General features: G+C 67.4%; 26 protein-coding genes. 14 read left to right on the top strand and 12 right to left on the bottom strand.

Annotation, left to right across the window (positions count from 1 at the left end; genetic code table 11):
- The first annotated feature begins 54 nt into the window (after positions 1-54).
- Together BMZ43_RS11620 and BMZ43_RS11615 are read left to right on the top strand one after the other, a co-directional pair.
- Positions 55-303, top strand: coding sequence for a type II toxin-antitoxin system Phd/YefM family antitoxin (locus tag BMZ43_RS11620; RefSeq protein ID WP_064309100.1), 249 nt, complete (start codon positions 55-57; stop codon positions 301-303).
- Entirely contained in the window at positions 304-639 is a 336-nt protein-coding gene (locus tag BMZ43_RS11615) for a type II toxin-antitoxin system RelE/ParE family toxin (protein ID WP_064309101.1), read from the top strand.
- On the opposite strand, the gene BMZ43_RS11610 is transcribed toward BMZ43_RS11615, so the two are convergent.
- From BMZ43_RS11610 to BMZ43_RS11600, 3 genes are all read right to left on the bottom strand, one after another.
- Complete coding sequence (locus tag BMZ43_RS11610) at positions 636-1220, bottom strand: LysE family translocator (RefSeq protein ID WP_093253615.1); 585 nt, start codon at positions 1218-1220, stop codon at positions 636-638. The genes BMZ43_RS11615 and BMZ43_RS11610 overlap by 4 nt on opposite strands.
- Before the next feature lie 46 nt (positions 1221-1266).
- Positions 1267-2106: an AraC family transcriptional regulator gene (locus BMZ43_RS11605; RefSeq protein WP_093253613.1), complete on the bottom strand. Its 840-nt coding sequence runs from the start codon at positions 2104-2106 to the stop codon at positions 1267-1269.
- Between the two features lie 73 nt (positions 2107-2179).
- On the bottom strand, positions 2180-3076 hold the full coding sequence (locus tag BMZ43_RS11600; protein ID WP_093253609.1) for a LysR family transcriptional regulator: 897 nt from the start codon (positions 3074-3076) through the stop codon (positions 2180-2182).
- Between the two features lie 105 nt (positions 3077-3181).
- Between BMZ43_RS11600 and BMZ43_RS11595 the strand changes: the two genes are divergently transcribed.
- The 3 genes from BMZ43_RS11595 (at position 3182) to BMZ43_RS11585 (ending at position 6043) form a co-directional block, all read left to right on the top strand.
- Entirely contained in the window at positions 3182-4267 is a 1086-nt protein-coding gene (locus BMZ43_RS11595) for a tartrate dehydrogenase (RefSeq protein WP_093253605.1), read from the top strand.
- A 1-nt stretch (position 4268) separates the two neighbouring features.
- Entirely contained in the window at positions 4269-5147 is an 879-nt protein-coding gene (locus BMZ43_RS11590; protein WP_093253596.1) for an alpha/beta fold hydrolase, read from the top strand.
- Positions 5148-5251: 104 nt separating this feature from the next.
- Positions 5252-6043, top strand: a complete 792-nt coding sequence (locus tag BMZ43_RS11585; RefSeq protein WP_093253592.1) for a phosphatase PAP2 family protein — start codon at positions 5252-5254, stop codon at positions 6041-6043.
- Positions 6044-6049: 6 nt separating this feature from the next.
- Here BMZ43_RS11585 and BMZ43_RS11580 read toward each other — a convergent pair whose 3' ends face one another.
- From BMZ43_RS11580 to choX, 6 genes are all read right to left on the bottom strand, one after another.
- Entirely contained in the window at positions 6050-6301 is a 252-nt protein-coding gene (locus BMZ43_RS11580) for a hypothetical protein (RefSeq protein WP_093253588.1), read from the bottom strand.
- Between the two features lie 266 nt (positions 6302-6567).
- On the bottom strand, positions 6568-7557 hold the full coding sequence (locus BMZ43_RS11575; RefSeq protein WP_143075255.1) for an alpha/beta hydrolase: 990 nt from the start codon (positions 7555-7557) through the stop codon (positions 6568-6570).
- A complete protein-coding gene (locus tag BMZ43_RS11570; protein ID WP_017641582.1) occupies positions 7554-8024 on the bottom strand; it encodes a thioesterase family protein in 471 nt (156 codons plus the stop codon). Before BMZ43_RS11570 ends, BMZ43_RS11575 begins: the two co-directional genes overlap by 4 nt.
- Before the next feature lie 8 nt (positions 8025-8032).
- Positions 8033-8977: an L-carnitine dehydrogenase gene (locus BMZ43_RS11565; protein WP_017641583.1), complete on the bottom strand. Its 945-nt coding sequence runs from the start codon at positions 8975-8977 to the stop codon at positions 8033-8035.
- Positions 8974-9861: a 3-dehydrocarnitine:acetyl-CoA trimethylamine transferase CdhC gene (locus tag BMZ43_RS11560; RefSeq protein ID WP_017641584.1), complete on the bottom strand. Its 888-nt coding sequence runs from the start codon at positions 9859-9861 to the stop codon at positions 8974-8976. The genes BMZ43_RS11565 and BMZ43_RS11560 overlap by 4 nt, the downstream gene beginning before the upstream one ends.
- A gap of 19 nt (positions 9862-9880) precedes the next feature.
- The gene (gene choX / locus BMZ43_RS11555; RefSeq protein WP_017641585.1) at positions 9881-10816 is read right to left on the bottom strand and encodes a choline ABC transporter substrate-binding protein; all 936 of its coding nucleotides are present in this window, start codon (positions 10814-10816) and stop codon (positions 9881-9883) included.
- A gap of 155 nt (positions 10817-10971) precedes the next feature.
- On the opposite strand from choX, the gene BMZ43_RS11550 reads away from it, so the two are divergent.
- The 7 genes from BMZ43_RS11550 to BMZ43_RS11520 all read left to right on the top strand — a co-directional run bounded on the left by BMZ43_RS11550 (position 10972) and on the right by BMZ43_RS11520 (position 20308).
- A complete protein-coding gene (locus tag BMZ43_RS11550; protein ID WP_017641586.1) occupies positions 10972-11955 on the top strand; it encodes a GlxA family transcriptional regulator in 984 nt (327 codons plus the stop codon).
- Between the two features lie 130 nt (positions 11956-12085).
- On the top strand, positions 12086-13063 hold the full coding sequence (locus BMZ43_RS11545; protein WP_093253581.1) for a dipeptidase: 978 nt from the start codon (positions 12086-12088) through the stop codon (positions 13061-13063).
- Between the two features lie 188 nt (positions 13064-13251).
- Complete coding sequence (locus BMZ43_RS11540) at positions 13252-13782, top strand: DUF5943 domain-containing protein (protein WP_007160248.1); 531 nt, start codon at positions 13252-13254, stop codon at positions 13780-13782.
- A 107-nt stretch (positions 13783-13889) separates the two neighbouring features.
- Positions 13890-15950: a dimethylglycine demethylation protein DgcA gene (gene dgcA / locus BMZ43_RS11535; RefSeq protein WP_093253577.1), complete on the top strand. Its 2061-nt coding sequence runs from the start codon at positions 13890-13892 to the stop codon at positions 15948-15950.
- Positions 15951-16115: 165 nt separating this feature from the next.
- Complete coding sequence (gene dgcB / locus BMZ43_RS11530; protein WP_093253572.1) at positions 16116-18107, top strand: dimethylglycine demethylation protein DgcB; 1992 nt, start codon at positions 16116-16118, stop codon at positions 18105-18107.
- Positions 18108-18282: 175 nt separating this feature from the next.
- Complete coding sequence (locus BMZ43_RS11525; protein ID WP_093253566.1) at positions 18283-19518, top strand: electron transfer flavoprotein subunit alpha; 1236 nt, start codon at positions 18283-18285, stop codon at positions 19516-19518.
- On the top strand, positions 19508-20308 hold the full coding sequence (locus BMZ43_RS11520) for an electron transfer flavoprotein subunit beta (protein ID WP_093253563.1): 801 nt from the start codon (positions 19508-19510) through the stop codon (positions 20306-20308). The genes BMZ43_RS11525 and BMZ43_RS11520 overlap by 11 nt, the downstream gene beginning before the upstream one ends.
- 285 nt (positions 20309-20593) lie before the next feature.
- Here BMZ43_RS11520 and polA read toward each other — a convergent pair whose 3' ends face one another.
- Entirely contained in the window at positions 20594-23341 is a 2748-nt protein-coding gene (polA, locus tag BMZ43_RS11515; protein WP_093253558.1) for a DNA polymerase I, read from the bottom strand.
- Positions 23342-23452: 111 nt separating this feature from the next.
- Between polA and BMZ43_RS11510 the strand changes: the two genes are divergently transcribed.
- Together BMZ43_RS11510 and BMZ43_RS11505 are read left to right on the top strand one after the other, a co-directional pair.
- Entirely contained in the window at positions 23453-23743 is a 291-nt protein-coding gene (locus tag BMZ43_RS11510; protein ID WP_064309119.1) for a DUF2782 domain-containing protein, read from the top strand.
- A 62-nt stretch (positions 23744-23805) separates the two neighbouring features.
- Complete coding sequence (locus BMZ43_RS11505) at positions 23806-24759, top strand: homoserine kinase (protein ID WP_093253553.1); 954 nt, start codon at positions 23806-23808, stop codon at positions 24757-24759.
- A 31-nt stretch (positions 24760-24790) separates the two neighbouring features.
- Here BMZ43_RS11505 and BMZ43_RS11500 read toward each other — a convergent pair whose 3' ends face one another.
- Both BMZ43_RS11500 and BMZ43_RS11495 read right to left on the bottom strand, forming a co-directional pair.
- Positions 24791-25123, bottom strand: coding sequence for a hypothetical protein (locus BMZ43_RS11500; protein WP_093253548.1), 333 nt, complete (start codon positions 25121-25123; stop codon positions 24791-24793).
- Entirely contained in the window at positions 25120-26040 is a 921-nt protein-coding gene (locus BMZ43_RS11495; RefSeq protein WP_256562926.1) for a hypothetical protein, read from the bottom strand. Before BMZ43_RS11495 ends, BMZ43_RS11500 begins: the two co-directional genes overlap by 4 nt.
- Between the last annotated feature and the right edge of the window lie 14 nt (positions 26041-26054).

The raw sequence follows: 26054 nt of genomic DNA, 5'->3' as shown, positions 1-26054 counted from the left end.
TCTGTGCCATCCCTCTGGAAGGGAGCTCAGGCTTTCAGCTCAGGAGGACATCCGATGAAAACCGAAACCATCAGTTATCTGAAGCGCCACGCGGCCAATCTCGATCTTGACGAACCCATGGTCGTCACCCAGAACGGGGTACCAGCGTATGTCATCGAGTCCTACGAGGAGCGCAAACGTCGCGACGAGGCCATTGCCCTGGTCAAGCTTCTAGCCATGAGCTCGCGTGAGGACAATGAGGGGCAGTACCAGACTGCTACGCAGGTAAAAGATCGCTTGGCTGGGCGTTTCTCTGGAGATTGAATGAACCTGGCTCTACGTTTTACTGAATGCGCTGTCCTCAGCCTCGAAGATCAGGTCCATCATCTGACCGATCACAGCAACCAGCAGAATGCGCTTGCCAGGATCACCGGGCTGATCGACGCCATCGAGAGTCAGCTACCAGCAGCGCCCCTGGCTTTTCCCGTCAGCCGCCAGGCCAGTGAATTGGGCGTCCTGCATTACCGTGAATTCAATCATGACGGCTTCCGGGTCTTTTACGAGATCAAGACTACAGAGCAGGCGGTGGTGGTACTGCTCGTGCTCAGACAGAAGCAGAGCGTGGAAAAGGCGCTGATCCGCTACTGCCTGTTGCGTTAGACCACCGTCGCCCAGGCCGAGGCGAGCAACAGCGCCGCCATCCCCAGGTTGAAACCACGCCAGGCGCGCTGCGATCTCAGGCCATGCGCCGCGACCTGGCCGAGCAGTGCCCAGAGACCCAGGCAGGGTACGGACACCAGCAGGAACACCAGGGCCAGGACCAGCACCTGCCGCCAGAGGTCGGCGCCGGGCTCGGCATAGACCGTGACCACCGCCAGCGCCATGCTCCAGCTCTTGGGGTTGAGCACTTGCAGGCCGGCGGTGCCGCCGAAGCCCAGGCGGGCGCTGTCATCCTTGACCGCGGGCGCGCCGGCGCGGGCCAGTTGCCAGGCCAGCCAGCTCAGCCAGAGCACCCCGGCCCAGGCCAGGCCGCGCTGCCAGTCGGGATGTCGGGCCAGGGTCTGGCCGAGACCGAAGCCCACCACCAGGACCAGGGCCACCGCGCCCAGGCTACCGCCCAGCACCAGGGGCAGACTGGCCCGGGCGCCGTGGCGGGCACTGTGGCCGAGGATGAGCACATTGGTCGGCCCGGGGGTGATGGAGGCGACCAGGGCGAACAGCAGGAAGGGCAACAGGGACATGGGAAACTCCTGGTTTGGAGGGAGCCCCAGGGTCGCAAGCCTGCCGCTAGCGGTCTGGAAGATTCGAGCAGCGCGCCCGATAGGCCGCCGGGGTCAGGCCATAGGCGCGGCGAAACCAGCGGCCCAGGTGACTCTGGTCGGCGAAGCCCAGGGCGGCGGCGGTCTCCGCCGGCGACAGGCCGTCGGCCAGCAGGCGGCGTGCCCGCGACAACCGCAGCTGTACCAGATAGGCGTGGGGCGCCAGACCAAAGGCCGCCTTGAAGGCGCGAGTCAGGCGAAATCTGTCCACGCCAGCGGCCTGGGCCAGTTCCTCCAGACCGATGTCCTCGTGGTGATGGGCCTGCAGGAAGTCGCGGGCGCGCAAGGCCACCTGGGGCAGCCGTGGATCGCCGGCCTGGGGCGCCCGCCATTGCAGGTGCGGCAAGAGGCGCAGCAGCAGGGCGTCCAAGGCGCTCTGGCGGACGATGCGCAGCTCCGGACGACTCATGACCTCATGGGCCCAGGCCACCGCGCGGTGCAACTCGGCCTGCTCCACCAGGGTCCGGGCGAAGCCCGGTTCGCCCAGGGGCCGAGCATCACCGTGCAGGCCTTGCAGCTCGCGCGCCAGCCACTGGGGATCGAGGTAGAGCATGGAATAGGTGAAGCCCTCGGCTTCCGGCGCCTGGCCGTCGTGCAACTCGCCGGGCTCCAGCAGAAAGACCTGCCCCGGGGTGCTCAGGTGGCGCTGGCCCCGACAGTGGAATTGCTGCAGGCCCTGCTCGGTGTAGCCCACCAGATAGGCGTCGTGCCAGTGCGGATCATAGGCATGGCCCTCGAAATGGGCGCGCAGGGTCTCGATGCCGGTCTCGGCGTCCTGCTGCAGCTGGATCCAGTGATCGTCGGCCATGGCGAGAGAAGGGGCTTTTGGGCCTTTCAGTCTAATTACTGACCTGATGTCGGTCTGGAAGATTCGTGCAGCCTTAGCGCCCCAGCCGCGCGGGCAGCTCCTGTGCCAGATGGCGGATCAGTTCGGAAAGCCGACGCGGCACATGGCGCTGTTGGCGGTGCACCGCATAGATGGCTGCAGCCGGCGCCTCATGATCGGTCAGCACTGGCACCAGGGCGCCACTGGCGATCAGCTCGGCCACGTCCCATTCCGATCTCAGGATCAGTCCGTGGCCCTCCAGCGCCAAGCGCACCACCACCTCGCCATCGTTGCTGCTGAGACTGCCGCGCACCTTCTGGGCGAAATGCTGACCGTCCCGGGTGAAGCGCCAGACGGCGTAGTCGCCCGCGTCCTGGCGCAAGACCAGGCAATTGTGCCGCGCCAGGTCCGCCACGCTTTCCGGCACGCCGGCCCGGGCCAGGTAGGCGGGGGCGGCGCAGAGCAGGCGGCGGTTGTCCAGCAGGCGGTGGGCGATGACCCGAGCGTCCGGTGGCTCGCCGACACGGATATCCAGGTCGAAGGGCCCTTCCAGCAGATTCACCGGATGGCTGGAGAGGTGCAGATTGACTTCCAGCCCGGGATGGCGGTGGGCGAAGTCCGACAGCAGCGGCGCCAGGTGCCGGCGGCCGAAGCCGAAGGTGGCGTTGAGATTGAGCACCCCGCTCAGGGGCGCATCGGGCCTTCCGACGGCAGCCTCCAGGTCTTCCAGCTGGGTCAGCAGCGGTCGGGCGCCTTCCAGATAGCGCAGGCCTTCCGGCGTCAGGTCCAGCCGCCGGGTGGTCCGGCGGATCAATTGCACGCCCAGGCGGCGCTCCAGGGCAGTGAGTCGCTTGCTGACGGCCGCCAGGGACAGCCCCAACTCCCGGGCAGCGGCGGTCAGGCTGGGGTGGCCGGCCAAGCGGACAAAGAAGGCAAGGTCGTCAGCGGACAAGATTCTTGATCCCAGGTTAAGAATGGCTTTCCCTGCGACGGGATTGTACGCCTCCCGCGCGAGACTACACTGGGTCCATCCCACCCAGACTGCCGGAGAAAAGCCATGCAAGCGTCCAGGCCCCATAAGATCGCGGTCATCGCCGGTGACGGCATCGGCAAGGAAGTCATGCCCGAAGGCATCCGCGTGCTGGACGCCGCCGCCCAGCGCTTCGGCATCGCCCTGCAGTGGGATCACTTCGACTTCGCCAGCGCCGAGTACTACCAGGCCCACGGCAAGATGTTGCCGGACGACTGGTTCGAGACGCTCAAGGACTACGATGCCCTCTATTTCGGCGCCGTCGGCTGGCCGGACGTGGTGCCCGACCACATCTCCCTCTGGGGCTCGCTGCTGCAATTCCGCCGCCGCTTCGACCAGTACGTCAACCTGCGGCCCTGCCGGCTGATGCCCGGGGTCAAGGCGCCCCTGGCTAATCGCCAGCCGGGCGACATCGACTTCTATGTGGTGCGCGAGAACACCGAGGGCGAGTACTCCAGTGTCGGCGGCATCATGTTCGAAGGCACCGAACGCGAGGTGGTGATCCAGGAAACGATCATGACCCGCCACGGCACCGACCGCATCCTCAAGTTCGCCTTCGATCTGGCCCAGCAGCGGCCACGCAAGAAGCTGACCTCGGCCACCAAGTCCAATGGCATCGCCATCACCATGCCCTGGTGGGACAAGCGCGTGGAGGAGATGGGCAAGGCCTATCCGGACGTGGCGGTGGACAAGTTCCACATCGACATCCTCACCGCCAACTTCGTCCTGCACCCGGACTGGTTCGACGTGGTGGTGGCCAGCAACCTGTTCGGCGACATCCTCTCCGACCTGGGCCCGGCCTGCACCGGCACCATCGGTATCGCGCCTTCGGCCAACATCAACCCGGAACGCAATTTCCCCAGTCTGTTCGAGCCGGTGCACGGCTCGGCGCCGGACATCGCCGGCCGCGGCATCGCCAATCCCATCGGCCAGATCTGGTGTGGCGCCATGATGCTGGAGCATCTCGGCCATGCCGACGCCGGCGCTGCCGTGGTGGCGGCCATCGAGGCCGTGCTGCGCCAGGGTCCCGAACAGGCGCCCCTGACCCGCGACCTCGGCGGCCAGGGCAACACTGAGAGCCTGGGTCAGGCCATCGCCGCGGCTCTGGCCTGAGATGGACGGCCTCTTTGCGGGCTTCGAACAGCGGCGGCTGAACGTCGGCGGCGTCGAGATCAATTACCGCGTCGGCGGTCAGGGGCCTGCGCTGCTGCTGCTCCACGGCCATCCCCAGACCCATGTGATGTGGCATAAGGTGGCGCCGCGGCTGGCCGAGCGCTTTACCCTGGTGGCCGCCGATCTGCGCGGCTATGGCGACAGCGCCAAGCCCGACGCGGGCACGGAGGCCTACAGCAAGCGCACCCTGGCGGGGGATAACGTCGCGCTGATGCGCCTGCTGGGTCACGACCGCTTCGCCGTACTGGCCCACGACCGCGGCGCCCGGGTCGCCCATCGCCTGGCGCTGGATCATCCCGCGGCGGTGGAGCGGCTGATGCTGCTGGACATCGCGCCGACCCTGGCCATGTATCGGCAGACCGACGAGGCCTTCGCCCGGGCCTATTGGCACTGGTTCTTCCTGATCCGCCCGGCGCCGTTGCCCGAGCGGTTGATCGAAGCCGATCCGGAAGGCTATCTCAAGGGCGTGATGGGTACGCGCAGTGCCGGCCTGGCCCCCTTTCCACCGGAAGTGCTGGCCGAATACCTGCGCTGCCTGAGCCTGCCTGGCACCGCCCGGGGCATCTGCGAGGACTACCGCGCCAGTGCCGGGATCGACCTGGAGCACGACCAGGCCGACCTGGATGCCGGGCGCCGGCTGGAGCTGCCACTCCGCGTGCTCTGGGGCGCCGAAGGCACTGTCGGGCTCTGCTTCGATCCACTGGCCGAATGGCGTCAGGTGGCCACCCAGGTCAGTGGTTGCGCCTTGCCGGGTGGCCATTACCTGGCGGAGGAATTACCGGATCTGGTCGTGGCAGAAGCGCTGGCCTTCTTTGGTTGAGTCGATGATCGCAAAGGAGTGTTGCGTCATCTGGCTGTAACAAAGTGTGACGTCATCGAGGTCGAGTCGGTCTATTCGTGAAATTTTCGTGAAAAGAGACCTCGATGAACGCTCCCCTCTTCACCGCCTCCTGGCAGTGGCGTCGCCTGGCGATGTGCCAGGCTCTGGCCCTGGGCCTGCTGCTGCTCTGGCTCATTCCCACCGTTCGTACCCAGTTGCTGGCGTTCGATGCCGGGCTATTTCACGCCCTCAATGCCCCTCTGGCGCATTCCACCGGCTGGCTCTATCTCTGGACCTTCTTCAGCTTGCGGCCAGTGGATGCCCTGGTCGGCTTGGTACTGCTGGCCTTGCTGGTTCGCGGCGGCTGGGCCTATCCGACCCATCAGGTACGGCCGGCGCTGGCGACCTTCATCGGCCTGCTGGTGATCCTGCTGATCGTGCGGACCTTGCTGACCAAGGGCATCGAAGCCTGGGGCCTGCAGCATTCCAGCCCGTCCGACGTGCTCCCGGGCGCCTATCTGCTCAGCGATCGCTTTCCCGGGCTGGAGCACGGCTGGGAATTGAAGGACAGGTCCGGCGCCAGCTTTCCCGGCGACCACGCCTCGGTGCTGCTGCTCTGGGCGCTGTTCATGGCGCACTTCACCCGCGGCGGACGCCGCCTGGTGGTGGCTGCGCTGGCGGTGCTGTTCATGCTGCCGCGGCTGGTGGCCGGCGCCCACTGGGGCTCGGATGATTACATCGGCGGGCTGGCCCTGGCCTTGGGTGTGATCAGCCTGGGCCTGCACACGCCACTGGCCGCCGCCTTTGCCCGCCAGGGCGAGCGCCTGCTGACACCCCCTTTGCGGGGCCTGGGACGGCTGCCGCTGCTGGGCCGGCTGAGTCTGCTGCGGTCCTAGCGTTCGCTAGGCACGCGTCGGGGCCAGGGCCGGCAGCAATTGCTGGTCGATGGCCTGGCGCACCGCCGGCAGCAGCGCCGCGCTGCCGGACAGCAATTCCTGGATCAGCTGGCGCAGGGCCTGGGCACGCTCCTGGTTGAGCCCGGTCACGGCCTGCCGACAGGCTTCGTCCGCAGTTGCCGCGGGCGTCACGTTGAAACCCAGCGCACGCAGGCGGTCGCGGAAGTCGTCCTGGTCGATCAAGTCGGCGATCATCATGGCACTGCCCTCTCAGGTGGAATGCCTGGATTCTCCCATTGGCGTCGCAGAGGGCAAGCCGGGCTGGCGTCGCCGCATAGCCCGATGTCGTTTTTGGAAAGCGCCTCGCCGGCCAGCCAGGCAATGTAGGTTTATTACGACGCCCTGCCTGGACAATCTGCCGCAGGGTCAAAACCGACGTTCGCCGTTAGAATGCGCCCTATCCACGATATTTTGCGGTTGTTCGCTTCCAGAGCGAGCAATCCACGGTTACACACTGAGGCCCATCAGGGCGTTTGAACCTCTTCCGTCTCCAGCGGTTGAGGTTTTTTTTTGTCTTTTGACAGGTTGGCCGCGGGTACCAAGCCCAGTTCGCCGCCGAGAAAGCGCTCCAGGGCACAGCGCAGGGCTTCGGCGCGCCGGCCCTGGGCGCGCAGTGCACCGTGCAGCAGGCCGGCGCCCTCCCACAGCCGACAGGAGTTACCCGCCGCGCGCAGGGCGGCAGCATAGGCGCGGCCGTGGTCAGCCAGAGGATCGCGCCGCGCCACGGCGACCAGGGCGGGTGCAAGCCCGCTGAAAGCGTCAGCCTGCAGCGGCAAGGCGAGGGGATCCCGGCGATCTTCCGGGCGGGGCAGATAGGCATCCAGACAAGCCCGCCAGTCGGTCGCGCTCAGCAGCGGTGCCTGGGCCTGATGGCGCTCGCTGGGCAGCACCCGATCCGTCAGCGCGGGATAGATCAGTACCTGGGCCCGCGGCTGGGCACGACCTTGTTGGCGCAGCGCCAGGCACAGGGCCGCGGCGAGATTGCCGCCGGCACTGTCACCGGCCACCGCCAGCCGGCGCTCGTCCAACCCCAGTGCCTGAGCCTCACGTTGCAGCCAGTCCCAGGCCCGCCGGGCATCGTCCAGGGCCGCAGGATAGGGATGCTCCGGTGCCAGGCGATAGTCCACCAGCAGTACCGCCAGCCCCAGTTGCCGCACCAGGCGCGCCGCGAGAAAGCCGTGGGAATCCATATCGCCGAGCATCCAGCCTCCGCCGTGCAGATAGAGCAGGGCGGGGTGGTTGGCGCGGGCGTTCAGTGGCGCCACCAGCCGCAGCGGTACCCCATCGGCACGGTGATCGCTGATTGCCAGCCCCTGGTACTCCGCTGGCGCCAGGGCCGCGCAGAGCCGGGCATAGGCCTGGCGCTGGGCGGTGATGTCCGGATCCTGGGTGGCGAAGGCCTGGCTGGCCGCGACGAAGGCGGCCATGTCCGCGGACAGCGGTGGTGTTCTCATCGCCGGGATGGGGGCAGGCCGATGACCCGCCCGACGTGCTCCGGCCAGGGCTCGTCCCGCTGCGCCGCCAGCCGGGTCGCCAGCCAGTCGTGCATCCGCGGCGCGAAGGGCGCGGAACGGGGGCCGTCCAGGTGGACGTGCAGGAGCAGCTGCTCGGAGGCGGCCAGCAGCTCAGCCTGCCCCTGGTGATGGAGGCCGAAATGCAGGTGCAGGCGCTTGGCGTCCAGGGCCAGGAACCTCACCCGCACCTCCAATTGGGCGTCCGCCTTCACCTCGTGGAGGAAATTCAGGTGGCATTCCAGGGTGAACAAGGAGTGCCCGCTGGCCGCACGACCGGCGGCGTCCAGGCCCATGGCGTCCATCAGGGCGTCGGTGGCATGGCTGAAGATCAGCAGGTAGTAGGCGTCGCGCAGGTGGCCGTTGTAGTCGACCCACTCGGAGGCGACCGAAGTACGGTGGATGATCATGACCGCTCCTAATCCAAGATGCCGTGGCGCGCCTTGCATCCGGCAATGGCCGCCTGCACCGCCAGCAGGCAGTCGTCGCGATAGCGCTCCAGCGCCGCCAGTTCCAGGTCGCCCTGCTGGGCCTGGGTGCCCTCGACCACGGCGTCGATCAGGTCGTCGGTCAGCTCCGGAGCGTCCAGATAGGTCCAGGGCAGCTTCAGCGCCGGGCCGAATTGCTGCATGAAGTGGCGCATGCCCGCCGGCCCGCCGGCCAGGGTGTAGGTAAGGAAGGTGCCCATGAACGACCAGCGCAGGCCGGCGCCGTAGCGGATGGCGTCGTCGATCTCGCCGGTGGTGGCGACCCCGTCGTTGACCAGGTGCAGGGCCTCGCGCCACAGGGCTTCGAGCAGGCGGTCGGCAATGAAGCCAGGCACCTCCTTGCGCACCCGCAGCGGCCGCATACCCAGCTCGCGATAGAAGGCCTCGGCGCGCGCCAGGTTGGCCGTCGAGGTCTGGCTGCCGCCCACCACCTCCACCAGCGGCAGCAGATAGACCGGATTGAACGGGTGGCCCACCAGGCAGCGCTCGGGGTGCAGGGCTTCGGCATAGAAATCGCTGGGCAGCAGCCCCGAGGTGCTGGAGCAGATCAGGGCGTCGGGTCGCGCCGCACGACTGACCCGGGCATGCAGTTCGCGCTTGAGCTCCAGGCGTTCGGGGGCGCTTTCCTGGATGACGTCGGCGCTGGCGACCGCGGCGTCCAGATCGGTATGGAACGTCAGGCGGTCCAGGCTGGCACCGGGCGCCAGGCCCTGGGCCTCCAGCGCCGGCCAGGCATTGGCCAGGCGGGTGCGCAGGGCGGCTTCGGCGCCGGGCGCCGGATCCCAGGCGCGCACCTCCAGGCCCCGGGCCAGGGCCCGGGCGATCCAGCCGGCGCCGATCACGCCGGTCCCAAGGGCGGCGAAGACGGCGCTCATCGGGCACCTCCCAGCTGCATCTTCGTCCGGCCCTCGGCGGGGCTCAGGGCGCGCCCGCCCAGGCGTTCGATGATCTGGATGACCCGCTCCACCAGGCTGCCGTTGGTGGCGTGGACGCCCCGGTCCAGCCAGAGATTGTCTTCCAGGCCGACGCGCACGTTGCCGCCCAGCAGCATGGCCTGGGCGGCCATGGGCATCTGCATGCGGCCGATGCCGAAACCTGCCCAGCAGGCGCCCGGCGGCAGGTTGTCGACCATGGCCTTCATGGTGGCGGTGTCGGCCGGGGCGCCCCAGGGAATGCCCAGGCACAGCTGGAACAGCGGGTCCTGCAGCAGGCCTTCCTTGAGCAACTGCTTGGCGAACCAGAGATGGCCGGTGTCGAAGATCTCCAGTTCCGCCTTCACTCCCAGTTCGGTGATGCGCCTGGCCCCCGCGCGCAGTTGCGCGGGGGTGGAGACATAGATGAAGTCGCCGTCGCCGAAGTTGAGGGTGCCGCAATCCAGGGTACAGATGTCCGGGCGCAACTCTTCGATGTGCAGCAGGCGGGTGAGGGGACCGACCAGGTCCGAGCCGGGGCCGAAGTCGGTGGGTGTCTCGCCTGGCCCTATCTCCAGGTCACCGCCCATGCCGGCTGTGAGGTTGACGATGATGTCGACGTCCGCCTCGCGGATGCGCTCGACCACCTCGCGATAGAGGGCCACGTCGCGGCTGGGCTTGCCGGTGGCGGGGTCGCGCACATGGGCGTGCACCACGGTGGCGCCGGCGCGGGCGGCCTCCAGGGCGGCTGCGGCGATCTCTGCCGGGGTGACGGGAACATGGGGATTGCGGCCTACGGTATCACCGGCGCCGGTCAGGGCGCAGGTGACGATGACATCGGTGTTCATGGGGTCTGTCCTTGGGCGATCAGAGCTTGAGAGCAGCGGCGGGCTGGCCAGCGCGGGTGGTCACGCCCTGGAGGAAGGCGTCGAGGCGTTGCGGGTTTTTCTTGAGCCAGGCACGGGCGGCGTCCTTGGGTGCGGTGCGTTCCAGGATTGGGGCCATCACGGCGCTGACCTCGGCACTGTCCATGTGCAGATTGGCGAGCAGGCGCTGGACGTTGGGGCAGCGCTGTGGATAGTCGGCGGTGGTCACCACCGAGACCGTGGCCTGGCCTTCGTTGGGGCCGAAGACGTCTTCGCTGCCGGTCAGGTAGTGCATCTTGATCTGTAGATTCATGGGGTGCGGCTTCCAGCCGAAAAAGACGATCCATTCCTTGCGTTTCTCGGCCCGGCGCACGGCGGTGAGCATGCCCGCCTCACTGGACTCCACCAGCTGGAAGTCCTTGAGGCCGAAGCGGTCGGTCTTGATCATCTCGGCGGTGCCACGGTTGGCGCCGCTGCCCGGCTCGATGCCGTAGATCTTGCCGCCGAGCCTGTCCTTGAAGCGGGCGATGTCGGCAAAGGTCTTCAGGCCCCCCTCGTAGACGTACTCGGGCACCGCGAAGGTGGACTGGGCATCGGCCAGCAGCGGCGGGGTCAGCACCTTGACCTGGCCCTTGTCGACGAAGGGCTGCACCACCGGCTGCATGGTCGGCTGCCAGTAGCCGAGGAACACATCCAGATTCTTGTCGCCCATGGCCGCCATGATGATCTGCTGGGAGGCGGTGGTCGGCTTGACCCCGTAGCCGAGGCCTTCGAGCATGACCTCGGCTAGGGCACTGGTGGCGACCACGTCGGTCCAGCCGACGATGCCCATCCGTACGGTCTGGCAGCTGTCGGGATCGGCGGCGCGGGCGCTGCCGAGGGTGGCGGCCAGCAGGCCGCAGACGAGGAGGGTGGTGCTGAGGGTCTTGTTGGGCATGGCGAACTCCCTGGAGCGGCGGGCGGGGATGACTGCCGGTTGCCTTCTACCCTAGGCGCCTCGCCTGCCAGGCATGCGTAGCCCGACGACCTGAATTTGCACCCTGGCGACCTTCTTGCTTGCACAAGTCAATCGTTACCGGGGACGCCCCACCCATGCCGCAGTCCTTTGCCTTTCTCCTGCTGCCCGGCTTTTCCGCCCTGGGCTTCATCGCCACCCTGGAGCCCTTACGGGTGGCCAATCGATTCCGTCCGGGCAGCTATGACTGGCGCATCCTCGGACGTGACGGGGCGGCGGTGACTGCCAGCAACGGCATGTCGGTCAATGTCGACGGCGGCCTGGACGCCTTGGAAGCGGGCACCACCCTGTTCGTGGTGGCCGGTTTCGAGCCCCTGGCCCATTACGACGACGGCCTCGCCCGCTGGCTGCGCCAGGTCGCCCGCCACGGCCATCCCCTGGGCGGCATCGACACCGGTGCCCTGGTGCTGGCCCGCGCTGGGCTGCTGGAAGGCCACCGGGTCACCCTGCACTGGGAGGCGGTGGCGGCCTTTCGCGAAGCCTGGCCGCAGCTTGAGGTAACCGGCGAGCTGTTCGAGATCGACCGCGGCCGCATCACCTGCGCCGGCGGCACGGCCAGCCTCGATCTGCTGCTGGAGCTGATCGGCCGCAGCCACGGCAGCGAGCTGGCGGTGCAGGTCTCCGAGCAATTCGTGCTCGGGCGCATCCGCCCGCCGCGCGAGCACCAGCGGCTGCAGGTGGCGCAGCGCTACGGCATCGCCAATCGGAAGCTGATCCGGGTGGTGGAGCGGATGGAGCGCCACACCGAGACGCCCCTGGGCACCCTGGAGCTGGCCGCCGGCATCCAGGTGACCCGTCGCCAGCTGGAGCGGCTGTTCCGCCTCCATCTGCAGACGACCCCCTCCACCTTCTATCTGCAACTGCGCCTGGACCAGGCGCGCCAGCTGCTGCAGCAGGGCGAGGCCAGCGTGCTGGACGTGGCCCTGGCCTGCGGTTTCGAATCCGCGTCCTATTTCTCCCGCTGCTACCGCCAGCGCTTCGGCCTGAGTCCGCGGGAGGATCGGCCTCGCCGCGAGGGCCGGCTGTCGGCGGGCGAGCTCGCCGCGGTCGCTGACCGGTAGCGCGACCCTGGCCTGACGCTTCTGGTGATACCCCTGTCGTTTTTGCATCCGGTCGGCCAGGACCCCGGGGCTATGCTGGCCTCGAATCGCCGGCACCCGTTCCGGCGCGAGACCAACGCCGGAGCCTGTCATGAATGCCACCGAACTCCACGCCGACAGCATCGTCATCGACGGGCTGATCATCGCCAAGTGGAACCGCGAACTCTTCGAAGACATGCGCAAGGGTGGCCTGACCGCCGCCAACTGCACCGTCTCGGTATGGGAGGGCTTCCAGGCGACGGTCAACAACATCGCGGCGAGCCAGAAGCTGATCCGCGAGTGCAGCGACCTGGTGGTCCAGGTGCGCACCACCGCCGAGATCCGCCAGGCCAAGGCCCAAGGCAAGACCGGCATCCTGTTCGGCTTCCAGAACGCCCATGCCTTCGAAGACCAGATCGGCTACGTCGAGATCTTCAAGCAGCTCGGCGTGGGCATCGTGCAGATGTGCTACAACACCCAGAACCTGGTGGGCACCGGTTGCTACGAGCGTGACGGCGGCCTGTCCGGCTTCGGTCGCGAGATCGTCGCCGAGATGAACCGCGTCGGCATCATGTGCGACCTCTCCCACGTCGGCTCCAAGACCAGCGAGGAAGTCATCCTCGAATCCAAGAAGCCGGTCTGCTACTCCCACTGCCTGCCGTCCGGCCTCAAGGAGCATCCGCGCAACAAGTCGGACGAAGAGCTCAAGTTCATCGCCGATCACGGCGGCTTCGTCGGCGTGACCATGTTCGCTCCCTTCCTGGCCAAGGGCATCGACTCGACCATCGACGACTACGCCGAAGCCATCAAGTACGTGATGAACCTGGTGGGCGAAGACTCCATCGGCATCGGCACCGACTTCACCCAGGGTCACGGCCATGACTTCTTCGAGTGGCTGACCCACGACAAGGGCTACGCCCGTCGCCTGACCAACTTCGGCAAGATCGTCAACCCGCTGGGCATCCGCACCGTGGGCGAATTCCCCAACCTGACCGAGACCCTGCTCAAGCGCGGCATGCCCGAGCGCACCGTGCGCAAGGTCATGGGCGAGAACTGGATGCGCATCCTCGGCGAAGTCTGGGGCGAGTAGTGAATACCTCTGGAGCCTACTGCGCACACCGCTAGCGGCGTCGCGTCCTCGCGCCAGGTTCGCCGTACCTCGGTACTGCTCTCACCTGGCACAGCGGGGCTCCTTGCCAGCGGCGCGCTCGCTACGGCTCCACAGGCATTCACCCACACCTTTTTTTAGATACGTATTAGCGAATCGGAGCTCCACACATGGCCAGCCACGCCCCCGAAATGCCCATCCAGGTCGACGACGAAACCGGCGTCTGGACCACCGACGCCCTGCCGATGCTGTACGTACCCCGGCACTTCTTCGTCAACAACCACATGGGCATCGAAGAAGTCCTGGGCGCCGACAAGTACGCCGAGATCCTCTACAAGGCCGGCTACAAGTCCGCCTGGCACTGGTGCGAGAAGGAAGCCGAGTGCCATGGCATCCACGGCGCCGCGGTGTTCGAGCACTACATGAAGCGCCTGTCGCAGCGCGGTTGGGGCCTGTTCGAGACCCAGAAGCTCGACCTGGACACCGGCTACGCCGAGGTCAAGCTCAAGCATTCCGCTTTCGTCTACGTCTACGGCAAGGTCAATCGCAAGGTGGACTACATGTTCACCGGCTGGTTCTCCGGCGCCATCGACCAGATCCTGGCCGCCAAGGGCAGTGCCATCCGCACCGTCACCGTCCAGGAATACAGCGGTTCCGAAGAAGGCCACGACGACGGCCTGTTCGTCACCCGGCCGAAATAACGCCCCGCCCCCAGGTGGCCAGCGACCCGCTCGCCGCCACCCCAGCGACACCCCCCAGAGCAAGAGCGCGGCTCAAGACCGCGCACCAGCCGATCGAGGAGAAGGTCATGGCCTTCGAAGCAATGTTCCAGCCGATCCAGATCGGCAAGCTCACCATCCGCAACCGCGTGCTGTCCACGGCTCACGCCGAGGTCTACGCCACCGACGGCGGCATGACCACCGACAGATACGTCAAGTATTACGAAGAGAAGGCCAAGGGCGGCATCGGCCTGGCCATCTGCGGGGGTTCCTCGGTGGTCGCCATCGACAGCCCGCAGCACTGGTGGAGTTCGGTCAATCTCTCCACCGACCGCATCATTCCGCACTTCCAGAATCTGGCCGACGCCATGCACAAGCACGGCGCCAAGATCATGATCCAGATCACCCACATGGGGCGCCGTTCGCGCTGGGACGGCGGCCACTGGCCGACCCTGATGTCGCCGTCGGGCATCCGCGAGCCCGTGCACCGGGCCACGTGCAAGACCATCGAGCCGGAAGAGATCTGGCGGGTGATCGGCAACTTCGCCCAGGCCGCGCGCCGGGCCAAGGCCGGCGGCCTGGACGGCGTCGAGCTGTCCGCCGTGCACCAGCACATGATCGACCAGTTCTGGTCGCCGCGGGTCAACAAGCGCACCGACGAATGGGGTGGCAGCTTCGAGAACCGCATGAGATTCGGCATGGAGGTGCTCAAGGCCGTGCGCGCCGAGGTCGGTGACGACTTCTGCGTCGGCATGCGCATCACCGGCGACGAATTCCACCCGGACGGCCTGTCCCACGACGACATGAAGCAGATCGCCAAGTACTACAGCGACACCGGCATGCTCGACTTCATCGGTGTGGTCGGCTCGGGTTGCGACACCCACAACACCCTGGCCAACGTCATCCCCAACATGACCTATCCGCCGGAGCCCTTCCTGCACCTGGCGGCGGGCATCAAGGAAGTGGTCAACGTGCCGGTGCTGCACGCCCAGAACATCAAGGACCCGAACCAGGCCACCCGCATCCTGGAGGGCGGCTATGTCGACATGGTCGGCATGACCCGTGCGCACATGGCCGACCCGCACCTGATCACCAAGATCAAGATGGGCCAGATCGACCAGATCCGTCAGTGCGTCGGCGCCAACTACTGCATCGACCGCCAGTACAACGGCCTGGACGTGCTGTGCATCCAGAACGCCGCCACCAGCCGCGAATACATGGGCCTGCCGCACATCATCGAGAAGTCCACCGGACCCAAGCGCAAGGTGGTCGTCGTTGGCGGCGGTCCCGCCGGCATGGAGGCCGCCCGCGTCTCGGCCGAGCGCGGCCATGACGTCACCCTGTTCGAGAAGCAGGAGCAGCTCGGTGGCCAGATCACCCTGGCCTCCCGCGCCCCGCAGCGCGACCAGATCGCCGGCATCACCCGCTGGTACCAGCTGGAGCTGACGCGCCTGGGCATCGACCTGCGCCTGGGCACCGCTGCCGATCCGGCGACCATCCTCGACCTGCGGCCGGATATCGTCATCCTGGCCAACGGCGGCCATCCCTTCCTGGAGCAGGTCGATCACTGGCATGCCGCCGAGGGCCTGGTCGTCAGCAGCTGGGACATCCTCTCGGGCAAGGTCGAGCCGGGCAAGAATGTGCTGGTGTACGACACCATCTGCGAATTCACCGGCATGTCCGTGGCCGACTACCTGGCCGACAAGGGCGCCCAGGTGGAAATCGTCACCGACGACATCAAGCCGGGCGTGGCCATTGGCGGGACCACCTTCCCGACCTACTACCGCAGCCTCTATCCCAAGGAAGTGATCATGACCGGCGACCTGATGCTGGAAAAGGTCTACGCCGAGGGCGACAAGAAGATCGCGGTACTGGAGAACGAATACACCGGCGCCCGCGAGGAGCGCGTGGTCGACCAGGTCGTCATTGAGAACGGCGTACGGCCGGACGAGGGGCTCTACTACGCCCTCAAGGAAGACTCGCGCAACAAGGGCCAGATGGACATCGAGGCGCTGTTCGCCATCGAGCCGCAGCCGGCGCTCGGCGAGACCGGCAATGGCTACCTGCTCTACCGGATCGGCGACTGCGTGGCCCAGCGCAACACCCACGCCGCCATCTACGATGCCCTGCGCCTGTGCAAGGACTTCTAAGACGGCCTAATCGCTGCTCGAAAATTCGCGGCCATGGGCCGCTCCTACAGGCTCCGAACGTACCTCGTAGGAGCGGCCCATGGCCGCGATAGCTCACCTTCTGCGGCCCCCGGCGCTTCGCTACCCCGGCCGCGCCTGCGGGGCCCGCCCTGTGAGGATAGATCGATGTTGAACACCATCCTCCCCATCCTGCTCTTCGCCGCCCTGGCCCTCACCGTGATCGGCGCCGTGCGGCGTTTCAGTCTCTGGCGACAAGGGCGTCCGGCCGAGGTCGACTGGCTCGGCGGGCTGTTGAAGATGCCGCGGCGCTACCTGGTGGATCTGCACCACGTGGTCGACCGCGACAAGTACATCTCCAAGACCCACGTGGCCACTGCTGGCGGCTTCGTCCTGGCGGCCCTGCTGGCCATCCTGGTGCACGGCTTCGGCCTGCACAGCCGCATCCTCGGCTGGGCGCTGCTGGCGGCCACCGCCTGCATGTTCACCGGCGCCCTGTTCGTCGCCAAGCGCCGTCGCGATCCGCCGGCGCGGCTGTCCAAGGGCCCCTGGATGCGTCTGCCCAAGAGCCTGCTGGCCTTTGCCGCAAGCTTCTTCATCGCCACCCTGCCGGTCGCCGGTATCCTGCCGGAAGGCTTTGGCGGCTGGATTCTGGCCGCGGTCCTGGCGGTCGGCGTGGCCTGGGGCGTATCCGAGATGTTCCTCGGCATGACCTGGGGCGGCCCCATCAAGCACGCCTTCGCCGGTGCCCTGCACCTGGCCTGGCACCGCCGCGCCGAGCGCTTCAGCACGCCGCACAATGCCAGCGCCGCCCGCTCCAGCGGCCTCAAGGCCCTGAACCTGCACGATCCCAAGGCGCCGCTGGGCGTGGAAAAGCCCGCCGACTTCACCTGGAACCAGCTGCTCGGTTTCGACGCCTGCGTCCAGTGCGGCCGTTGCGAAGCCATGTGCCCGGCCTTCGCCGCCGGCCAGCCGCTCAACCCCAAGAAGCTGATCCAGGACATGGTGGTCGGCCTCAAGGGTGGCAGCGATGCCCGTTATTTCGGCTCGCCCTATCCGGGCAAGCCGGTCGGTGAACATGCCGGCGGCCCGCACCTGCCCATCGTCGCGCGTCAGGGCAAGGCCCTGGTGGACGCCGAGACCCTCTGGTCCTGCACCACCTGCCGTGCCTGCGTCGAGGAATGCCCGATGATGATCGAGCACGTCGATGCCATCGTCGACATGCGCCGTCACCTGACCCTGGAGCGCGGCGAGACGCCGAACAAGGGCGCCGAGGTGCTGGAGAATCTCATCGCCACCGACAACCCCGGCGGCTTCGCTCCCGGTGGTCGCCTGAACTGGGCCGCCGACCTGGACCTGCCGCTGATGAAGGACAAGGGCCAGGCCGAGGTGCTGTTCTGGGTCGGCGACGGCGCCTTCGACATGCGCAACCAGCGCACCCTGCGCGCCTTCGTCAAGGTGCTCAAGGCGGCCAAGGTGGACTTCGCCGTGCTCGGCCTGGAAGAACGCGACAGCGGCGACGTGGCCCGCCGTCTGGGTGACGAGGCCACCTTCCAGCAACTGGCCAAGCGCAACATCGAGACCCTGAGCCAGTATCGCTTCCAGACCATCGTCTCCTGCGATCCCCACAGCTTCCACATGCTCAAGAACGAATACGGCGATCTGGGTGGCCACTACCAGGTGCAGCACCACAGCACCTTCATCGAGACCCTGCTCAGCCGTGGCTCCCTGCATCTCGGGCAGCATGCCCTGGCCGAGCAGGGCGCCACCATCACCTATCACGATCCCTGCTACCTGGGCCGCTACAACGGCGAGTACGAGGCGCCGCGCGCGGTACTCAAGGCGCTGGGCATCGCGGTCAAGGAGATGGAGCGTTCCGGCTTCCGTTCGCGTTGCTGCGGCGGTGGCGGTGGTGCGCCCATCACCGACATCCCCGGCAAGCAGCGGATTCCCGACATGCGCATGGCCGACATCCAGGAAACCGGCGCCGAGCTGGTGGCCGTGGGCTGCCCCCAGTGCACCCTGATGCTGGAAGGCGTGGTCGCCCCGCGTCCGGAGATCAAGGACATCGCCGAGCTGGTGGCCGAAGCCATCGTCGAGGCGCCGGTGGACAGCAAGCCTACGGCTGCGCGTCGGCCGGTGGCGGAGGCCTTGTCGTGAGTGCGGTGTGTGGCCCCCTCACCCCAGCCCTCTCCCCGTGGGGAGAGGGGATGATCAGGTGTGCCAGACAAGTCCCGGTGTTCACCGCTTTTACCCCCTCTCCCCTCAGGGGAGAGGGCTGGGGTGAGGGGCCCACCGCGCACCTAACCTGCCATTTTCAAACGGAGCGCCCAGCATGAGCATCATTCGTCGCGATCCGCGCCGCGAGTGGATCGCGCGCAACCGTCTGCATCCGCTGCACGCAAGTATCGCCAGCAGCGCCGATGCCGAAAGCCGCTGGATGGGCCCCAATGGCCTGGTCCGCAAGAATCCCCACGCCGCTGCCGCCGGCTTCGTCGGCCCCCAGGGCGTCAAGCGTATCGACCGCAGTGGCGCCCAGCAGGGTGGCGGTCGTCGTGGCGCTGCCCAGGCAGTGGAAGAACAGCTGCCCCTGCACCGGATCGGCGAGCCGGCCTTCTACATCGCCGTGGTGCCGGACCTGGTCAGCGGTCGCCTGACCGCCCACGACCGCGACCTGCTGGGCCTGGCCCGGCAGCTGGCCGGAGCCGAGGGCGCGGTGCTGGCGGTGGTCTTTGGTGAGGTCAAGGAAACCGCCTTCGACACCGCCGGGGTGGATCGCCTGCTGCATCTGGAGGGCGAGCAATTCCAGGGCTATGCCCCCGAACAGCGGGTGCTGGCGCTGCGTGCGGTCAACAACGAACTGCAGCCACGTCACTGGCTGCTGCCCGACAGCCGCAGCGGTGGCGGCGAACTGGGCCGGCGTCTGGGCGCCGCCTTGCACGAGCGGCCGGCCACCCGTGTCTGGCAGGTCAAGGACGGCCTGGTCATCGGCCGTGCCGGAGCCGGTCGCCAGGATCTGCAGCAGCCGCTGCCGCGCCTGGTCCTGGCCCTGCCGGAGTGTGCGGAGCCGGTTGGCGAGACCCGGCACGAAGTCCTGCCCGTGCAGCTGGAAGGCAATATCGCCCGCCACCTGCCACGCATCGAGGATCTCGGCCCGGTCGCTGTGGATCCCATGCAGATTCCCCTGGGCGAAGCCGAATTCATTCTTTCCGGTGGTAACGGTATCCGCGACTGGGAGCTGTTCCATAGCACCGCCGCGCTGCTGGGTGCCACCGAAGGCGCCTCGCGGGTGGCGGTGGACGACGGCCATATGCCGCGCAACCGCCAAGTCGGCGCCACCGGCACCTGGGTCACCGCGCGGGTCTATCTGGCCGTGGGCATCTCCGGCGCCGTGCAGCACCTGCAGGGCATCGCCAGTTGCGACAAGGTCATCGCCATCAATACCAATCCGGGCTGCGACATGGTCAAGCGTGCCGATCTGTCGGTGATCGGCAACGGTGACGCCATCCTGGCCGCCCTGGCGCGGCTGGTCGAACAACAGCGGGCAGGGGAGTTGCAGGATGTCGCCTGAGCAGAAGCTGCCGTCGCTGGACGGCGTCAAGGTCGTGGCCCTGGTGTCCGTTGGCGCCCATCCCACCTCCGGGCGGGCCCGGCGGGCGGAACAGGATGCCCGCGCAGTGGAACTCGGCCTGCGCCTGGTGGGTGACAAGCTGCGCGTGCTGCACGCCGGCGATCCCGCCGAAGAGGCCCTGCGCGGCTATCTGGGCATGGGCGTGCCGGCCCTGCACGTACTGGAACAACCGGCGGGTGCCGATGCCCTGCCAGCCCTCGGTGAGACCCTGCGCGAGGTCGGTGCCGGCCTGGTACTGACCGGTAGCCAGGCGGAGACGGGCGAGGGCTCGGGTTTGCTTCCCTATCTGCTGGCCGAGACCCTCGGCTGGCCGCTGGTGGTCGGCCTCGCTGCGGTGGAAGCCGTGGAAGGTGGCCAGGCCACGGTGCTCCAGGCCCTGCCACGGGGTCAGCGGCGGCGGCTGCGGGTACGGCTGCCCTTTGTCGCCAGTGTCGACAGCGCCGCTCCGGCGCCGCGGCAAAGCGCCTTCGGCCCGGCCCGGCGTGGCGAGCTGCAGGTGGAGACCATCGAGGTGGTGCAGGACAGTCTGTTCGAAAACGGCGAATTGCAACCGGCCAAGGCGCGCCCCAAGCGCCTCAAGGTGATCAAGGCCAAGACCGCCGCCGACCGCTTCAGGGCCGCCACGGCCAAGGCCTCCGGCGATGGCGGCCAGGTCCTCAAGGACCTGACCCCGGAAGCGGCAGCGGCCGCCATCTTCAAGGTATTGCGCGAAGAAGGCGTGGTGCGCTGAAGCCCTATCCCCTCTCCCTCTGGGAGAGGGGATAGGGTGAGGGCACCTTCGGCACCCCATCCGCAGGTGGAAAAGGCTGCGCCGTTTTCCACGCTACGAGGTCGCCGTGCCAAAACCACGCTCCAAACCGTCCCCTCTCCCTCAGGGAGAGGGCCGGGGTGAGGGTACCCTTGGCACCCAATCCTCAGGTGGAAAAGGCCGTGCCGTCTGCCACGCCACGGTGCTGCAGAACCCGTAGGTTGGGCTGAGCCTGCGAAGCCCAACGATCCCAACCTCCAGGGCCCGTCAGTGCGCCTCATCCCAATTGCCACCCACCCCCGACTCCACCAGCAGCGGTACGTCCAGCTCGCCGGCGCCGCTCATCAGCGGTAGCAGGCCTTCGCGCAGACGCTCCACCTGGTCCTCACGCACCTCCAGCACCAATTCGTCGTGTACCTGCAGGATCACCCGGGCATCCAGCTCCGGGGTCGACTGCAGCCAGCCATCCACGGCGATCATGGCGCGCTTGATGATGTCCGCCGCGGTGCCCTGCATGGGCGCGTTGATCGCCGCCCGCTCGGCGGCGCGACGCAGGCCCTGGTTCTTGGAGTGGATGTCCGGCAGGTACAGCCGGCGGCCATAGAGGGTCTCCACATAGCCCTGGTCCACCACCTGGGCGCGGGTGCGCTCCATGTAGGCCAGCACGCCGGGATAGCGCTGGAAATAGCGATCGATATAGGCCTGGGCCTCGGCCCGGCCAACGCCGATCTGCTTGGCCAGGCCAAAGGCGCTCATGCCATAGATCAGGCCGAAGTTGATGGCCTTGGCGCGGCGGCGATCCTCGTTGCTGACCTCTTCCAGCGGCACGCCCATCACCTCGGCGGCAGTAGCGCGGTGCACGTCCAGGTCGTTCTGGAAGGCGTGCAGCAGGCCTTCGTCCTGGGCCAGGTGGGCCATGATGCGCAGTTCGATCTGCGAATAGTCCGCCGCCAGCAGGCGATAGCCTTGGGGCGCGACGAAGGCCTGGCGGATGCGTCGGCCCTCGGCGGTGCGGATCGGGATGTTCTGCAGATTCGGGTCGCTGGAAGACAGCCGGCCGGTCGCCGTCACCGCCTGGTGGTAGCTGGTGTGGATGCGTCCGGTACGCGGATTGATCTGCTGCGGCAGCTTGTCGGTGTAGGTGCTCTTGAGCTTGCTCATCTGCCGGTACTGCATCAGCACCTTGGGCAGCGGGAAGTCCTGGTCGGCCAGTTCCTGCAGGACCGCCTCGGCGGTAGAAGGTTGGCCGGAGGCGGTCTTGCTGACCACCGGCAGGCCCAGCTTGACGAAGAGGATCTCGCCCAGCTGCTTGGGCGAACCCAGGTTGAATTCCTGGCCGGCCAGCTCATAGGCTTCCTTTTCCAGGGCGATCATCTTTTCGCCCAGCTCGCGGCTCTGCACCCCGAGCAGCGCCGAATCCACCAGGGCGCCGTTGCGCTCGATGCGCGCCAGTGCCGGCACCAGCGGCATCTCGATGTCGCGCAGCACCGACGCCAGGCCCGGTACGGCTTCCAGCTTGGGCCAGAGCGTCTCGTGCAGGCGCAGGGTGACGTCGGCATCCTCGGCGGCATAGGGCCCGGCCTGCTCGATGGCGATCTGGTCGAAAGTCAGCTGCTTGGCGCCCTTACCGGCGATGTCCTCGAACCGGATGGTGCTGTGGCCCAGGTACTTGAGCGCCAGGCTGTCCATGTCGTGACGGGTGGCGGTGGCATCCAGCACATAGGATTCGAGCATGGTGTCGAAGGCGATGCCCTGGATCGTGATGCCATAGCGGGTCAGCACATTGAGGTCATACTTGCCGTGCTGCATGACCTTGAGCTTCTTGGGGTCCTCCAGCAGCGGCTTGAGCGCCGCCAGCACCGGCTCCAGTGCGAGCTGGGTCGGCGCGCCCATGTAGCTGTGGGCCAGGGGCACATAGGCGGCCTGGCCCGGCGCCACGGCGAAGGACAGCCCTACCAGCTCGGCGCGCTGGGCGTCGATGCTGGTGGTCTCGGTGTCGAAGGCGAAGCAGTCGGCGGCCTGCAGCCGCGCCAGCCAGGCGTCGAAATCGGCCTGTTCCAGCACGGTGTCATAGTGGGTTTCCACCTGGGTGGTGGCGGCATCCTCGGCCAGCGGCAGGGGCGCACCCTGGCGTTTGGTGTCGCGGATCAGGTCATCCAGCCAGGACTTGAACTCCAACTCCTGGTAGAGCGCCATCAGGGCTTCCACGTGGGGCTCACCGACTTTGAGCTCGTCGAAGGTCAGCTCCAGCGGCACGTCCAGCTTGATGGTGGCCAGCTGGTAGGACAGGTAGGCCTGCTCGCGATGCTGGTCCAGCTTGGCGGCCAGCGACTTGGCGCCGCGCAGGGGCAGGGCGGCCACGGCGTCGAGGTTGGCGTAGAGGGTATCCAGGCCACCACCAATGCCATTGAGCAGCCCGGCGGCGGTCTTCTCGCCCACCCCGGGTACCCCGGGAATGTTGTCGATCTTGTCGCCCATCAGCGCCAGGTAGTCGATGATCAGCTCGGGGCCCACGCCGAACTTGGTCCTGACCCCTTCCACGTCCAGCACGCTGCCGCTCATGGTGTTGACCAGGGTGACATAGGGGCAGACCAGCTGGGCCATGTCCTTGTCGCCGGTGGAGATCACCACCGGGCGCTCGGCGCTGGCGCAATGGCGGGCGAGGGTGCCGATGACGTCGTCGGCTTCCACCCCTTCGATGGCCAGCAGCGGCAGGCCCAGGGCGCGGATACAGGCGTGCAGCGGCTCGACCTGGCCGCGCAGGTCGTCGGGCATGGCCGGGCGCTGGGCCTTGTAGTCGGCGAAGAGCGCGTCGCGGAAGGTCGGGCCCTTGGCGTCGAAGACCACCGCGAAGAGGCTGTCCGGATACTGGCGGCGCAACGAGAGCAGCATGTTGAGCACGCCCTTCACCGCGCCGGTCGGCTTGCCGGTGGAGGTCATCAGCGGCGGCAGGGCATGGAAGGCGCGATAGAGATAGGAGGAACCGTCCACCAGGACGAGAGGGGCGTGGCTCATGGTCTGGACCTTTGTCGTGGCGTGTGCGGCGTCTGTCCGGCCAGTCTCGACGACAACTGGGCCGGGTTCTAGAATCGACCACTCGCTCCGTTCAAAAGGTCAAAGGTTACCATGGGTGCTCGTCGCTTCCTCTTCGCCGCGTTGCTGCTGGCGCCGCTGGTGCAGGCCGCGGAACCGCTGCCACCGGGGGAAAAGCCCCTGCCTGACGAGATCAAGGTGATCCGCTACCAGGCCGGCGACCAGACCATCGAGGAGACGAGCATCCGCGGCGTACTGCAGTCCACCCGGGTCATCCCCAAGCACGGCGCACCCTACGAGCTGGTGCCCGCCGATGGCAGCAGCACCGCCGCCAACGACAAGCCGACCCTGCACGTCCCCAGCTGGCGACTGTTCAGCTGGTAGGCGCAGGGCGCCTGGACCGGTAAACTGCGCGCCGCTCGCACATTCTCCCGCCAGGCCCCGTCATGTCCGTCTTCACGCCCCTCGATCGTCCTACCCTCGAAGCCTTTCTTGCGCCCTATGGCCTGGGCCGACTGCGGGATTTCCGGGGCATCGCCGAGGGCTCGGAAAACACTAATTACTTCATCAGCCTGGAAGGCGGCGAATTCGTCCTGACCCTGGTGGAGCGCGGTCCGGTGGCGGAGATGCCGTTCTTCATCGAGCTGCTCGACGTCCTCCACGACGCCGACCTGCCGGTGCCCTATGCGGTACGCACCCAGGATGGCCAGGCCCTGCGCCAGCTGGCTGGCAAGCCGGCGCTGCTGCAACCGCGCCTGGCCGGTCGCCACGAGCGTGCGCCCAATCCCCATCACTGCAGCGAAGTCGGCCACCTGCTGGGCCATCTGCACCGGGCCACTGCCGGCGAGCGGCGCATCGAGCGCACCAGTGACCGTGGTCTGGCCTGGATGCTGGCCGAAGGCGAGCGCCTGGCGCCAAGCCTGGACGCCACGGCCCGGCCGCTGCTGGAGCGCACCCTGGGAGAGATCCGCACCCTGCTGGCTGAGCAGCCGCCGTTGCCCGAGGCCAATCTGCACGGCGATCTGTTCCGCGACAACGTGATGTTCGATGGTCCGCAGCTGTCCGGCGTCATCGACTTCTACAACGCCAGTTCCGGCTGGATGCTCTATGACCTCGCCATCACGGTGAACGATTGGTGCTCCACCGAAGAAGGTGCGCTGGACCTGCCGCGCGCCCGGGCGCTGCTGGCGGCCTATGCCGCTGACCGCCATTTCACGCCGCGTGAAGCCGAATTGTGGCCGGTGCTCCTGCGCGTCGCCTGCGTGCGCTTCTGGCTGTCACGACTGATCGCCGCCCAGGCCTTTGCCGGCCAGGACGTGCTGATTCATGACCCGGCCGAATTCCAGCAGCGCCTGGCGGCGCGCCAGCAGACCCCGCTGGAATTGCCGCTGACCCTGTAGCCACGGTTCCACGTGGAACCTCTGCGCTGAGCTACAGCTGCAACCGCCGCTCGATGGCGGGCTGCGGCTGTCCCTGCCGCTTCCAGCTCAGCCTTGCGTCGATCAGACTGCCGGGCGCGGCGCCCAGGCGCGTGGTGACCGGGCAGCCGTCACCCCTGGCCTCGCCGGCCTGACGGGTGCGGGCGACACCACCCGGCCCATGCAATTCGATGATGAGTTCGTAGCTCAGAGACGTGTCTTCGCTGGTAAAGCACAGCTGTACCTGAGCGCCCGCCGGTTGCGGCTGCACCTCCAGGCGGGCGCTGGCCGCGGCGCCGCCTGCCAGGGGCAGGAGGGTCGCGAGCAGCCAGGCGACACGCGTCACCGCTGGTTGATGGTGGCGCTGTTGCCGAAGCCGCTCTGCGAGATCTGCGCGCTGTCGTTGTAGCCGTTGAAGTTGGCCGAGGTCTGCAGGATGCTCGCGCGGTTGCTGTCGCCGACCTGGCTGACGCTGGCCGTGCTGATGGCGCTGGTGACGTCGAGGCGCGCCTCGTTGCCATTGCCGCTCTGGACGATGCTGGTCTGGTTGCTGTCACCCTGGACGGTGACGCTGGCCAGGTTGTCGTCGCCGGTGGAGCTACCGCTGAAGCGATTGCCGCGACCGGCCTGGTCGACGTTCAGGGCGTTGCGATTGCCGTCCTGGGTGAAGCTCAATTCGTTGAACTTCCCGGAGGAGAGCACCGTGGCGACATTGGCTTGGCCACGCTGGGTCAGCTCCACGGTATCGACCGAGTAGCCCTGCTGGGTCAGCTCGATGCGGTTATCGGTGCCGGACTGATTGAGGGTAGCGGTAACGGCATCGCCGCTCTGGTCGACCCGCACCTGGTTGTTGTCACCGTTCTGCTCCAGGGTCAGTTGGGCGCTGGAGGCCGACTGGACCAGGGTGCCGCTGTTGCTGCCCATGGAGGTGAGGGTGGCCTGGTTGCCGAAGCCGTCCTGGGTCAGGGTGTGGACGTTGCTGCCGCCCTCCTGGCGCAGGCTCGCCACGTTGCCCTGGGCATAGCCATAGATGTCGCCGCCCTGGGTGATGGTGGCACTGCTGGCGCCGGTCTGGACCACCTTGATCTCGTTGCTTTCGCCCTGCAGCTGATAGAGCGCCGCGCTGTTGCCGGCGCCGCTCTGGTCCAGGGTGATGGTACCGCTGTTGCCATTCTGCTGGACGGTGGCGGTGCTGTTCTGGGCAAGGGCGTTGGCGGCCACGAGGGCCAGCGTCAGGGCGGCCAGGGGCCTGAGTAGAAACATCTGTCTGATCTCCA

The sequence above is a fragment of the Pseudomonas sp. Snoq117.2 genome (assembly GCF_900110545.1).
Lineage (GTDB): Bacteria > Pseudomonadota > Gammaproteobacteria > Pseudomonadales > Pseudomonadaceae > Chryseomonas > Chryseomonas benzopyrenica.
The sequence above is the reverse complement of the archived record's forward strand: the minus strand, read 5'-3'. Positions and strand labels throughout refer to the sequence as shown.